Consider the following 12,848-nt stretch of genomic DNA (forward strand, 5'->3'; position numbering starts at 1 on the left):
ACACGTGCAGCAACGATGCGATCAGCGCACCACGTTCAGGAGATCCTGCACCATCGAATTGGTTGTGGTGATCACCTTGGTGTTCGCCGAATAGGCCTGCTGGGTCACGATCAGCTTGGTGAACTCGTCGGCAATATCGGTGTTCGAACTCTCGAGCGAGGAACCGACGATGGTGCCGGCCTTGCCGAACAGCGCCGCGCCGGACTCGTCGGTCGCCTCGAACGCACCGCCGTCGATGCGCTTGAGGAAGTTGGTGCCGTTGAAGGTCGCCACCGAGATTTCGGCGAGGTCGATGTTGCGGCCGTTGGTGTAGTTGCCGACGATGCGGCCGTTGGTGGAGACGCTGACCGACTGCAGCTGGCCGGCGGGGAAACCGTCCTGCTGGATCTGGTTGACCTGAACGTTGCCGTTGGCGTCGGCGAACTGGGTCACGCCGCCGGAGCCGAAATTGATCACGGGGCTGCCGAGCGACACGCCGTTGACGACGGCATTGGTGAGCGCCACCGAGGAGATCGCCGGCGACATCTGGCCGTTCGAGGCGAAGGTGAAGTTGACGTTGACGTTCTGCCAGGAGACCTGCGTGCCGGTCGCGTTGGGATTGACCTGATAGAACAGGTTCCAGGTGTCGGTATGTCCGCTGCCCAGCGAGGAGCTGTCGGTCTTGGCCCAGCGGAATTGCAGGTTCACCGGCGCGCCCGACACGTCGTAGGCCGTGACGGCGCCGCCCGAGACGGATTCGTTCAGGAAGGTCGAGTTGTCGTTGCCGACAACCTGGCCGGTGCCGACCGTGCCGCCGCCGCCGCGAACCGCAACCGCCGAGCCGGTGAAGCCGAGCGCCGCGAAGGCGGTCGAGTTCGAACTCGTCACGTTGAGGTCGGCCAATTTGCCGGAGTGCAAGGAGATCTTGCCGCCGCTGATCGTCGATGACGTCGTGGTACCGGTAATCGAGTCGATCTTCGCGAGCAGCGTTCCGATGCTGTCGGTGACGTTGAGCTGGTTGCCGGTCGCCCCCGAAGCCACGAAGGTGATGACGGTCCCGTTGACCGTGATCGTGTCGGCGGGCACGACGGGCGGGCCGGCAGAGCCGGCGCTGAAGTTGGTATTGATCGAATCGGTGCCGGCTGCGCCCGAAAGCAGGGTCGCGGCGGTAATGGCCACCGACGGCGTCGCCTTGTTGTTTTGCGCGGTGCCGGTGATGGTGGAATCGGTGTACGGCGCAGCCGGCGTGCCCAGCACCAACGGATTATTTCCACTGCTGAACGCGCCCGGCCGGATCAGCTCCGAACCGGGAACCGAAGTGTCGTGCGCGGTGGTCAAGGGATAGGACGCGAGGTTGGCGCGATAGTCGATCTTGGTGGTCTGCTGCGCCGGCAGGAAGTCGTTCTTGAACTGCAGCACCTGCGGCGATGAGCCCGCCGGGTTGCCGGTGGTCGGGTCGATCGGCACGCCCTCGAGATAGTAGCCGGCTCCGTTGACGAGATAGCCGTCCTTGTTGAGCTGGAAATCGCCGCGACGGGTATAGCGGTCGACGCCGTCAAACACCGGCGCACCGTCGGTGAAGCTGCCGGGCTTCTGCACCGCGAAAAAGCCGTTGCCGTTGATCGCCATGAAGGTCGCGACCGACGCCGACTGCACGTCGCCCTGCACCGAGTTGGTCGAGCGGGACTGCGCGGTGACGCCGCCGGCGAGCTGCGCGGTCAGCGCGGTCTGCGGGACGAGGTCGAGGAATGAGGTATCGATGCGCTTGAAGGCTGTGGTCTGCGAGTTGGCGATATTGCCGGAGATGTTTTCGAGCGCGTAAGACCCCGCGCGCAAGCCACCGACAGCCGTCGTGAGAGCGCCGAAGATACCCATGACATGTTCTCCAATTCGATTCCCGGCGGCTGGCAATCACAGGAATGGCCGCATCGGCGGAGCATGTCGCAAAGGTCGTGCCACGAAACAAAACGTAACAAAATCATCCGCTTGAAAAAAATGCCCCGGTCGTTCGACCGGGGCACATTTGCCGGGAGCGGCAACAATTGCCGGGAAGGAATGTCAGGTCGCGGATGGCGCCGCCGGGTGAAACACCAGCGCAAAACCGTCCATGCAGTAGCGCAGCCCGGTCGGTTTCGGGCCGTCGTCGAAGACGTGGCCGAGATGACCGCCGCAGCGGCGGCAATGCACCTCGGTGCGCACCATGCCGAAGGTGCGGTCCGACGTCGTGCCAACCGCATTGTCCAGCGGCTTCCAGAAGCTCGGCCAGCCGGTGCCGCTCTCATACTTGGTCTCGGACGAGAACAGCGGCAGGTCGCAGCCGGCGCAGGCGAAGGTGCCCTTGCGGTGCTCCTTGAGCAGCGGGCTGGATCCCGGCCGCTCGGTGCCCTGGTTGCGCAGGATCTCGTATTGCTGCGGCGTCAGTTGCGCGCGCCATTCGGCGTCGGTCTTCTCGATCTCGAATTTCTCGGCGGCCTGCGCCGGCGAGGCGCGCAGCCAGCGAAAGGCGGCAAGGCCGAACAGGCCGGCGACGGAAGCAAGCAGGATGCGGCGATCGATCATCAATCATCTCCGGTGCGGACGGCTCAGGAGGGCGTGCCCGAGGTTCGTCAAGAGATACGAACCCCGCCGGCGGACGTTACATCCGCCCGTCGGAGATCCGCTCACTTTCTTGCGAGGCATCCGGATACGGCGCCTCGCCGTCCTCGATCGGCGGGGGCGCGGGCGGCCGCGCCGGCCGCACGGCCGACGGGGGCGGACGGCGGGGTGCGGGTCCCCGGGTTCCCGCCCTGAGATTGGCCGCGGCGAGCCGCGCCTCGCGCAGGCGCTCCTTCGCACGTGCACCCTCGCGGTAGCGCGCCAGAACACCGGCCACGGACGAGGCCCCCCTCGCCCACAGGCTGACGAAATGACCGGCGACGCGGCCGGTAGTGCCGCCGGCCCAGACCAGTTCGAACGGCGAAAACAGCCGCCAGCGGTCGTCGCCCCACAGGATGCTGCGCGCGATCAACTGCCCGGCGAGCGCCGAGGTGTTGAGTCCCTGTCGGCCGAAGCCGCTCGCCACCCATAGGCCCCGACGCAACTGGCCGATCTGCGGCATGCCATGCACGGTGACGCCGACCGCGCCACCGAACATCTCCGCGATCGGAACCTTGCCGAGTTGTGGAAACACCGTGGCGACGCGGCGCTGCACCGCCGTGCCGAACCGCTTCGGCCGTGCGTCCCAGGTGGTTTCGGGGCTCGCCCACAACAGCCGATCGCCATCGACGACACGGAAATGGTCGATGCCGTTGCTGTCGACGACCGAGCCGGGAAAGGCGATGGTCTCCGCCAGCCGCTCCCCGAGCGGCTCGGTCAATGCCGCGTAGCGCCACACTGGCAGCAGCGTATCGGACAGCCGCTTCAACGGCGCGCCGAGATGGATGTTGCCGGCAAGGACAATATGGTTGGCGCGCAGCCGCGCCGTCGGCGTCACGATGCGTTTGCGGATGCCGGAGAAATCGATGCTGACGACCGGCGTCTCCTCGAAGATCCGCACGCCCGCCAGCATCGCCAGCGCGGCGAGGCCATGCACATATTTGCGACCATCGATCTGGAACGCCTTCGGATAATAGATGCCGTGGAAATAGCGGCCGGTCCTGAGCACGCTGCGCACGCGATCGACCTGCCAGCCCTCGACCTCGGTCGCGAAATCCTCGCCCAGGGTCTGCAGGCGGCGGATCAGCGCCTCGCCGACATCGACATTGGAGACTTCCAGCGCGCCATCACTCGGCTTGATGCCCGGGATCAAATCTTCGGTAGCGGTGGCGCGGACATAATCGGCGCCCTCCTTCGACAATGCCCACAATTCGCGGGCATCGTCGAGGCCGACGCGCTCGATCACATCTGTCATCGGCAGGCCGAATCCCGGCATCACGGTGCCGAGATGATGACCGGAGGCGTTCCAGCCGATCTGGCGGCCCTCGAGCACCGCGACGCTCGCACCGAGCCGCGCCGCCTCCCGCGCCACGGTCAGGCCGGCCAGCCCGGCCCCGACCACGCAAATGTCGACGTCGAGGTCAAACGCCAGACGGTCGCCGAACGGCGAGTCCGCCTGATCGGGGCCGTCTGCCGCACTTGTGGAACTCTCGCTCATGGCGTTTCTTACGAACCGCTGCGGCGCTTGTCACCTTGTCCAGGGCATGAGCCTGTAGATTAATTCGACCTGACCGAATCGAGAATGGAAGTCCATGCGCCGTTTGCTGCTGCTGCGTCACGCCAAGACCGAACACGACGCGCCTTCGGGGCACGACCAGGACCGCCGCCTCGACGAGCGCGGCCACCGCGACGCGGCGGAGATCGGCGGCTGGATCGCCCGTCATCCACCCCTGCCCAATCTGGCACTGGTCTCGCCGGCAGTCCGCACCACGCAGACCTGGGACATCATGCGCGAGGCGCTGAAGGGCGCCGGACCTGCGCCGAAAGTCGAATTCGTGCCGGACCTCTACGGCGCCGATCCGGTGCAATTGCTGACCGCGATCCGGATGGCTTCGGTCACCGATCCGAAGCGGCTGATGCTGATCGGCCATAATCCCGGCATGCACGAGCTCGCGCTGACGCTGACCGGCAGCGGCGACGAGGCCGCAAAGCGCGCGCTCGGCGACAATCTGCCGACCTCGGGGCTCGCCGTCTTCGACTTCGCAACCGACGACTGGAACGACGTCTCGTTCCGGCGCGGCAAGCTCGTCCTGTTCGTCAGCCCCAAACTGTTGAAGCAAGCCTCGCGCAGCTGACGCAAGCGGACAGCGCCGCTCCGCCGTGCTATATTGACGTCTGCGCGACAGGGGGACCGGTTCGCGTCGATACAGAACGACTTCAAGAACAAGAAGGCGCGCGTCCCGGCACAGGGACCAAACGGCTCCAGACCAATCGCGGACAGGAGGCGCAGATGTACAAGTCCATTCTCGTGCCGATCGACCTCGCCGACACCGATCTGGCGAAGCCGGCGATCGCAACCGCTGCAACATTGTCGCAAACATGGAACGGGACGGTGCGTCTGCTCAACGTGCTGCCGATGACGCCGGTGATGCTCGCCGAATATGTGCCGGCGGATTTCGACAGCCAGCAGCGTGAAACATCGGAAGAAGCGCTCGCGATCGTCGCGCGCGAATCCGGCATCGCGCCCGGACGCATCTCCGGCGTGGTCCGCCAGGGCGGCATCTATCACGAGATCCTCGAGGAGGCCGCGACCATGAAGGCCGACCTGATCGTGATGACCTCGCACCGCCCGGCGATGCGCACCTACTTCCTCGGCTCAAATGCCGGCCACGTGGTGCGCTACGCCAAATGCTCGGTGCTGGTGGTGCGGCACTAGAGCGGGATGAGTTATGGGGCCGTCGCAGGCGGCGCTGCCAAAATATCGAAAACAACCCCATGCAAAGGAGTCGGCGGCTGCCGGGGTCGACCAGGCAACTTGACACGTCGGGCAACTCAGGGGTATTCTTCTAATATTCCGAAATTATGCATATATCCCCTCCCCACACTGTCAGAACGGGCAACTTGCCTGAGCGCGGCCGAGGCGCCCGCGGTCGATTGCCCGACGATGCTATCCGCGTGTTCTCGTCTTCGATGTGTTTGAGGGTTCTGGGAATTGACTTCACCAGTTCAGTATACGGAGCGACATTGACGAAGAGGGGCGGCGTTGTCGAATATTGTCAAGGAATTGCGGAAAGGTAACGCACGCAAGAGCGCCGGGAGACGCCCCTTTCCGTGCGTTCGAGACCTCCTCGCCGACCATGCGGAAACTGCGCCGGAGCGCTATGCCATTCTGGCCCCGGCGCGCCGCCCGATGACGTATGGCGCGCTATGGACGCAGGCAAATGAAGTGGTTTTCGGGCTGCGGAACGTCGGCGTGCGCCGAACTGACAGGGTCGCGGTCGTGTTGCCGGACGGACCAGAGGCTGCAGTAGCGGCGATCACGGTTGCGGCCGGCGCGGTTTGTGTGCCTCTCAATCCGGGGTTCACCTGCGATGAATACCAGCGTTATTTCGGCGAATTGCAGCTGGCGGCGCTATTGACGCACGCTGACTTGAATTCGGCCAGCCGACGCGCCGCCCAAATCCAGGGCTTGCCCGTGATCGATGTGTCGATTCGGCCGAACGAGGGAGCCGGCGCGTTCAGTGTTGCCGGTCGGGCACCGCAGCTCCTGGTTGACGACGAGTTTGCGTCCAGCGCTGACGACGCGTTCATCCTGATGACATCTGGCAGCACGTCGCGGCCCAAAACGGTCCCTCTGACCCATGCGAGCGTCTGTCTGTCGGCCGACAACGTTGGCGCCGCCTTGGAGCTGGAGGCTCGCGACCGATTGCTGGGCGTACTGCCTCTCTTTCATGGGCATGGCTTGATCTCGGGACTTCTGGCCGCGCTTGCGGCAGGCTCCAGTACGGTCTGTCCGCCTGGCTTCGATGCAACAGCGTTCTTCGGCTGGCTGACGGAGTTCCGACCAACCTGGTACACGGCGGTACCGGCAATCCATCGCGCATTATTGGCGGCGGCGGATCCCTACAGGCAGGCTGCGCAGCAGTCCTCCTTGCGGCTCGTTCGTTCGGCTTCGACGTCTCTGTCGTCGGAAGTGCTCGACGGACTAGAAGCGCTGTTTGGTGTTCCCGTTATAGACACCTACGGCATGACTGAGGCCGCGACCCAGATCGCTGCTAATCCCTTGCAGCGGCGAAAGCGAGGTTCAGTCGGCCGGCCGGCCGGCCCGGAGATCGGGATACTGGACAGGGGCGGCCGTCGCCTGCCATCCGGCAAACGTGGAGAGATCGCGCTGCGAGGTCCCACCATAACCAGGGGATACGACAATGATGCCGCCGCTACAGCGTCCGCATTTCAGGACGGCTGGTTCCGGACCGGCGACCTCGGATACCTGGACGCCGACCGGTATCTCTTTATCGTCGGTCGCATCAAGGAGATCATCCATAGGGGCGGCCAGAAGGTTGCCCCCGCCGAGGTAGAGGGCGCTTTGCTGAGCCACCCGGCTGTGATCGAAGCCGCTGTTTTCCCTGTTCCCCATGAGCGACTAGGCGCGGACGTCGCCGCCGCTATCGTGCTGCGTCAGGACGCAAAGGTGAGCGTACAGAGTCTCCGAGACTTTGCCCGCGGACGCCTGGCCGGGTTTAAGGTCCCTGGCCTCGTCGTGATTGTACCGGAGATTCCGAAAGGCCCCGGCGGGAAGATCAAGCGCAATGAACTTGCGGCCGGCTTTTCAAAGATTCGACCAATCAAGGACGACGGCAAAGGAGTTGCGCCCAGCTCGGAATTGGAGCGTCAATTGGCCGGTATCTGGAAGGACATCCTGGACATCGATCGGATCAGCGTTGATCAGGATGTCTTCGCGTTCGGCGTGGATTCACTTGCCATGACCCAGTTGATTTTGCGTGTGGAAGAGTGCTTCGGCATCGTGCTGTCGTTCGAGGATATCTTCAATTCGTCGACCGTTGCGGCGCTTGCGCTTCGCCTTGAATCATCAAAAGAGGGCTCGTTGGCGCGCCCGCACGATCCGCCATCGCAGATCTCGCCCGCTGATGCCGATGGCGCGCACTCAATCTCCATCGTGCAGGAGCGCATGCTACGCATCGAGCGAAAATTACCCGGGTTACCCCAGTTCAACCTGCCGTTCGCTTATCGATTGCAGGGCCGACTAAGCATTGCCGTGCTCGAGCGGAGCCTTGCCGAGGTTGTGCGTCGGCATGACATGCTGCGCACGGCGTTTATCTGGCAGAATGAGGTCCCCCTCGCTCGCGTCGTGCCGGACGTCGATGTCAGATCAATCCTGGCTGTGAAGGATTATGCAGCCCCGGCGCATACCGGAGATACCCGTGCCAAGGAACTTCTGCTGGTAAAGGCGAAGTTGGAAGCCGAACGGAGCTCCCTGGCGCCGATCGGCATGAACAATGCGCCACTGTTCCGGGCCTATATCTTCCGGCTCGATGCCAGGGACCATGTCTTGCTTCTGGTCATGCACGACATCATCATCGACGGCTGGTCGATGGCAATCTTCATGGAAGAGCTTCTGAAGATCTATGCCGCTGCGATTTCCGGTGCAAAGGTGCAACTGCCCGAACCGTCGCTTCAGTTTTCCGATTTCGCTCGCTGGCAGCGTTTGTGGTCCGGCACTGAGGAAGCAAACAAACAGTTCGCTTATTGGAAGCGGTGCCTCGACAAAGCTTCACCCCCATTTGCGGCCCCGAAAAGCAGCGTTGGAGGTGAATTGACCTCGCGCGTTGTCCAGGAGCCTTTTCAAATATCCAACAATCTGGTGACGCAGCTCAGCGCCATGAGCCGTGACCGGGGCGCAACGCTGTTCATGAGCTTACTCGCCGGTTTCAAGACCCTGCTGCTGCTCCGGAGCGAGCGCAACGACATTTGCGTCGCGACCTTGATGGCCAATCGGTCTCAACTCCGGACAGAACGCGTGATCGGTCCGTTCGCGAACACCGCGATCATCCGCACCCAACTTGATGCCGATCTGACCTTTGGCGAAGCGCTCAATCGCGTGCGCGAGGCCGTCCTGGAGGCTCACGCCAGACAAGAACTTCCATTCGATATCATTGCCAGCCGACTGGCGGAAGAAACCGGCCTGTGCCCGGCATCACTCGTTCAAGTTTATTTCGTTCTCCAGGTTGCGTTCCGCCGAGCGCTCGGGCTGCCCGATCTGACGGTTCGCCCGTTCGGCTACCAGGAGGAACGGTCTGCCATGCCGATTGATCGCGCTTGGCTTTCGATGACCCTCAAGGACACCCCGTCGGGAATGACCGGCATATGCGGGCGCAAGGACGACTTGTTCGAGCCAAGCACCGTCCAGAATTGGATTGCCGATTACACTGCAATCCTGGCCAATGCGGCCGCAAACCCCAACGCGCAGCTTGGCCGATTGATTGATCCTTGAAACGATCAGGTCAGTCGCACCAAGCCGGTGCCAAAAGTGCAACGCTTTGTGCCGGCACGCCGCGCGCAAGCTCGCCCAGAATTCGTCGGAGCCGAGTATCATCCCGCTTGATTATCCACTAGAAATTGTCGACAATTCAGCCGTGTATTGGACAAGGGATTAATCAAATCTAGTTTTGCCACTTTGGAGGCGGCGATGTGTAGATTTGCAGTGGATCTCATCGACTTTGAGGAATTGACCGCGGCGCAAAAGAAAGCACTGCTGAAGGACCTACAGAAGCGCAGGGATGCTCTGCAAGCGCAACTGGAGGGGGTCAATGAATCGCTGAAGGGCGTCAATCAAGCGCTCAAAACGGTCCAGAAAGTATCAAAGCGCCGTTAGCGCCCGGGCCGTCAGCGCCCGACAAGGCTGCAGCCTGGTCTCCGCGCTTCATCCGTGCAGGGGCTCCGCCGAATGCGGAAAAGACAGCGGAGGGCCTAACCAAGGACACGTAAAATCGACGCTGCTCCGGACGGCGGGGTGTGAAGCCCCCGGTCACGTCATGGCCGGCCACCGTCGCGGCCGTCTCAGGGTTGAATTCCGAGCACCTTAAGTATCGGCGTCCACTGGGTGTAATCTTTCTCATGCATCGCTCGTGCCTCTGCACCGGATCGCCATACTTGCTTAAATCCGACATTCTGCAGTTTCTCCTGAGAACGTTGCGATGCTTGCCGAACAATCTCTGAGAGTCGGGAGACTTCCTCCGCTGATGTTCCCGGCGGAGCGAAGATGCCGACCCATCCTTCTGTCTCAATCCCGCTGCCGGTTTGTGCAAGAATGCGAAGCGAATCTTGAAACGGGAGAAAGTCCGGAAAAGGAACAATCGCAACCGCGACGTGCCCCCCAAGGACGCTGAGGATCGCCGGCGCCGACCCTTGATACGGCACGTGCACCATCGGCACTCCGTAGTCACTGAAAAGCTTTGTGCCTATCAGATGGGGAATGCTCCCGGCTCCTGCGGTGGCTACGGTGCGATATTTCTCCTCGCGCGAGGCCGTCTGCATGTATTCAGCAAGATGCGCGGCAGCGTCTTTTCTCGTGACAGCAACGTAGGAGAAGGTCGCCAAAATTCCGATCGGCACGAGCCCGCTTTGGGGTGACGTTCTGAGCGACGACGTGGAGGACATGAACAAGAGCGTTCGAGTCCCCTTTTGCCGAAGGATCCAATCCGCCGCTATCGCCCCTCCTGCGCCAGGTCGATTTTCCACGATCGTCGACGTTCGCGCCATCTGCTCGGCTGCTTCAGCCACGATTCTGGCCGCGGTTGAAGAGGTTCCCCCTGCCGCGAATCCCACAACCAATGTAATCTGTCCATCATTCGGAAGTGCGGGACTGGAGAGCATGACAAGCGCGGCGAGAAAAAGCGGCGCGAATCTCGTCATTCGCTGATTCCTTTCCGCCGGGTATCGCGATTTTCAAGGACAACTGGACCACGTTCCCTTAGAGGGCGCAACCTCCGAAAGAACGTCATCTGATCGGCTTGGCTCTCCGGCGCGCTGCGGGCGCGCCCATCCGTCCGTACCTCGCACGCGGTTCGCCATCGAAGCGGGCAGAATTCGATACCGGGGTCGATCTCGCCAAGCTCGCACGCGGGCTGGCACTATCTGCACGCGGGCTGGCACTATCTGAAGGACACCGGTGTTCGGAGCCCGATAGACACCTCCTTCTTCTGACAATAGACTTTGACTAAAGATCGGATCGGATCAGGGCGAACGTTTATGGCCGCAGACCGTGTCGAACGGCGACTGAGTGCTATTTTCGTGGCCGATGTGGCTGGCTACAGCCGCCTAATGGGTGCTGATGAGGAGGGTACGCACGCCCGGCTGAGCGAACATCTGTCTGCGCTCCTCTATCCCGAGATCGAAAAGCACGGCGGGCGGCTCATCAGGAGCGCCGGGGACGGAATCTTGGTGGAGTTTGCCAGCGTAGTCGGCGCGATGCGATGCGCCGTTGCGATACAGCGCGGCATGATCACCCGAAACACCGATGTGCGAATTGAAAAGCGGATCCAGTTCCGCATTGGCATCAATGCCGGCGACATCATCATAGAAGGCGGCGATATCTTTGGGGACGGGGTAAATGTTGCGGCTCGGCTCGAGGCGCTTTGCGAGCCGGGCGACATCTGTGTATCGCAACGCGTGCGCGAAGATACGCAGGACAAGCTTGACGTCGAATTCGAAGATAGCGGCGAGCATCAACTGAAGAACATTGCGCGGCCGGTGCGGGTCTATCGCGTGTCGTTCGGCAACGCTCCGGCGCGACCGGCGCTTGCGCTTCCCGACAAGCCATCGGTCGCCGTCCTGGCTTTTGAGAATATGAGTCGCGATCCGGAGCAGGAGTACTTTGCGGATGGAATTTCGGAAGACATCATCACCGAGTTGTCCCGCTTCTCGGACTTGTTCGTGATCGCACGCAATTCGAGTTTTCGATACAAGGGCAGCGCGGTTGATTTGCGTCAGGTGGGCCGAGAACTCGGCGTGCGCTATGTTCTGGAGGGTAGCGTTCGTCGGGGCAATGACCGAGTTCGGATCACGGCGCAGCTGATTGATGCTGCAAATGGCGTCCACCGCTGGGCCGAGCGCTATGACCAGAAGTTAAAGGATGTATTCGCGATCCAGGACGACGTGGCGCGGACGATCGCCGCAATTCTGGTCGCGCATGTGAACATGGCGGAAGCTGAACGCACCTTGCTCAAGCCGCCCGCGACCTGGCAGGCCTACGATCACTACATGCGCGCAAGTGCGGCGTGGATAGCGTTCCAGTCCTCGTGGCAAATGGCGGAATTATTGAGGACACGAGGGCACCTCGCAGATTCGCTGGCCATCGATCCGAAATATGCCCGTTGCTATACAATGCTGGCCAGCACTCACCGGGTGGCTTGGCTCAATCCGCTGAATGATGAATATTTGAGCCCGACTATCCTTGACCTGGCCATCAAATTGGCGCGCACGGCAATTGCCCACAATCCGAGCCTGCCCGAAGCCTATGCCGAGTTGGGCTATAACATCATCCGGAAGCGTGACTTCGACGCAGCGACTGGCGCCGCCGAAAGAGCGCTGGCGCTAAACCCCAATTTCGCGGATTACCGCCTCGCGCAAATATTTTACTCGGTGGGAGAGCCGACCAGAGCTATTGCCATCGCCAAGTTGCAAATGCGCCTTGATCCATTCCATCCGCATTTTGCGCCGTTGATGGTCGGCGTAGCTCACTACCACCTCAAAGAATACCACGATGCCCAACATTGGTTGACCGAAGCCATTAGCCGCGCGCCCAATCACCAGTATGGCCACGCCTTCCTGGCTGCGACGTACGCTCAGCTGGGACGAATGGAAGATGCTCGTGCAGAGGCAAACGAGGTTCTACGCTTAAATCCAAGATACAGCATCAGCGGCACCCAGCAGCAGGTATCCATTCTCAAACGCGCCGAAGATTTGGAGCACCTGGTTGACGGGCTGCGAAAGGCCGGCCTTCCAGCATAGTCTCGGCGAATGCGCGGGGGCAAGACAGCAGCCCGCCGTCCACGCGGCTTGCTGAGCAGCATCGGCGTGATGGCAGTCCATTGATCGTCGGAGAGTTCGTGGTGCATGATTCTGTTCCTTCGGTCAGGCGCCGGAGCCACGACTCGGCAGTGAGACTCAATGAGGCGCTGACCGACGGCGATTGGTCGCTATGCACCCGAAAGCCGACGCATTGTGCTCACATCGAGTTCTTCACCTTGTGACCCGAAGGCGACTTCGATTGTCGTCGCTACTCAATGGGAGCTTGTCCGACCTGTTCTTGGAATTCCCAAGGATTTCGAGACGAGAAATTTGTCCAAACAGCAATACAGACGTATCTTTCTGAATCCGGTCCCCTCAGGGAACGCTGTTGGACTGAGGGGCTTTCAACGAGGCCGTGCAGGATC

Annotated in this window: 9 protein-coding genes; 5 read left to right on the plus strand and 4 right to left on the minus strand. The window is 61.9% G+C overall.

The features are described from left to right. Positions 1-21 precede the first annotated feature (21 nt). The 3 genes from ACE10X_RS28670 to ACE10X_RS28680 all read right to left on the minus strand — a co-directional run bounded on the left by ACE10X_RS28670 (position 22) and on the right by ACE10X_RS28680 (position 4,111). Positions 22-1,854: a flagellar hook protein FlgE gene (locus ACE10X_RS28670; protein ID WP_038385499.1), complete on the minus strand. Its 1,833-nt coding sequence runs from the start codon at positions 1,852-1,854 to the stop codon at positions 22-24. Positions 1,855-2,037: 183 nt separating this feature from the next. Further along, positions 2,038-2,538 (minus strand): peptide-methionine (R)-S-oxide reductase MsrB, encoded by a 501-nt coding sequence (msrB, locus tag ACE10X_RS28675; protein ID WP_038385500.1) that lies wholly within the window; start codon positions 2,536-2,538, stop codon positions 2,038-2,040. 76 nt (positions 2,539-2,614) lie between these two features. Continuing rightward, positions 2,615-4,111: an FAD-binding oxidoreductase gene (locus tag ACE10X_RS28680; protein WP_304557756.1), complete on the minus strand. Its 1,497-nt coding sequence runs from the start codon at positions 4,109-4,111 to the stop codon at positions 2,615-2,617. Positions 4,112-4,205: 94 nt separating this feature from the next. On the opposite strand from ACE10X_RS28680, the gene ACE10X_RS28685 reads away from it, so the two are divergent. From ACE10X_RS28685 to ACE10X_RS28700, 4 genes are all read left to right on the plus strand, one after another. Then, positions 4,206-4,748: a histidine phosphatase family protein gene (locus ACE10X_RS28685; protein ID WP_038385507.1), complete on the plus strand. Its 543-nt coding sequence runs from the start codon at positions 4,206-4,208 to the stop codon at positions 4,746-4,748. A 155-nt stretch (positions 4,749-4,903) separates the two neighbouring features. After that, positions 4,904-5,329 (plus strand): universal stress protein, encoded by a 426-nt coding sequence (locus ACE10X_RS28690; RefSeq protein WP_038385508.1) that lies wholly within the window; start codon positions 4,904-4,906, stop codon positions 5,327-5,329. A 327-nt stretch (positions 5,330-5,656) separates the two neighbouring features. Continuing rightward, a complete protein-coding gene (locus tag ACE10X_RS28695) occupies positions 5,657-8,905 on the plus strand; it encodes an AMP-binding protein (RefSeq protein WP_080583389.1) in 3,249 nt (1,082 codons plus the stop codon). A 210-nt stretch (positions 8,906-9,115) separates the two neighbouring features. Further along, positions 9,116-9,286, plus strand: a complete 171-nt coding sequence (locus ACE10X_RS28700) for a hypothetical protein (protein WP_157788013.1) — start codon at positions 9,116-9,118, stop codon at positions 9,284-9,286. A gap of 185 nt (positions 9,287-9,471) precedes the next feature. Here the strand turns inward: ACE10X_RS28700 and ACE10X_RS28705 are convergent, their stop codons facing one another. Beyond that, positions 9,472-10,326, minus strand: a complete 855-nt coding sequence (locus tag ACE10X_RS28705; protein ID WP_375763202.1) for a Bug family tripartite tricarboxylate transporter substrate binding protein — start codon at positions 10,324-10,326, stop codon at positions 9,472-9,474. A 336-nt stretch (positions 10,327-10,662) separates the two neighbouring features. Between ACE10X_RS28705 and ACE10X_RS28710 the strand changes: the two genes are divergently transcribed. Next, entirely contained in the window at positions 10,663-12,423 is a 1,761-nt protein-coding gene (locus ACE10X_RS28710) for an adenylate/guanylate cyclase domain-containing protein (protein WP_038385510.1), read from the plus strand. The last annotated feature ends 425 nt before the right edge of the window (positions 12,424-12,848 follow it).

Source organism: Bradyrhizobium sp. Pha-3, from assembly GCF_042258325.1.
Lineage (GTDB): Bacteria > Pseudomonadota > Alphaproteobacteria > Rhizobiales > Xanthobacteraceae > Bradyrhizobium > Bradyrhizobium elkanii.

Coding starts and splice junctions, on each gene's coding strand:
- ACE10X_RS28670 (WP_038385499.1), bottom strand. CDS start 1,854: ATGGGTATCTTCGGCGCTCTCACGACGGCTGTCGGTGGCTTGCGCGCG.
- msrB (WP_038385500.1), bottom strand. CDS start 2,538: ATGATCGATCGCCGCATCCTGCTTGCTTCCGTCGCCGGCCTGTTCGGC.
- ACE10X_RS28680 (WP_304557756.1), bottom strand. CDS start 4,111: ATGAGCGAGAGTTCCACAAGTGCGGCAGACGGCCCCGATCAGGCGGAC.
- ACE10X_RS28685 (WP_038385507.1), top strand. CDS start 4,206: ATGCGCCGTTTGCTGCTGCTGCGTCACGCCAAGACCGAACACGACGCG.
- ACE10X_RS28690 (WP_038385508.1), top strand. CDS start 4,904: ATGTACAAGTCCATTCTCGTGCCGATCGACCTCGCCGACACCGATCTG.
- ACE10X_RS28705 (WP_375763202.1), bottom strand. CDS start 10,326: ATGACGAGATTCGCGCCGCTTTTTCTCGCCGCGCTTGTCATGCTCTCC.
- ACE10X_RS28710 (WP_038385510.1), top strand. CDS start 10,663: ATGGCCGCAGACCGTGTCGAACGGCGACTGAGTGCTATTTTCGTGGCC.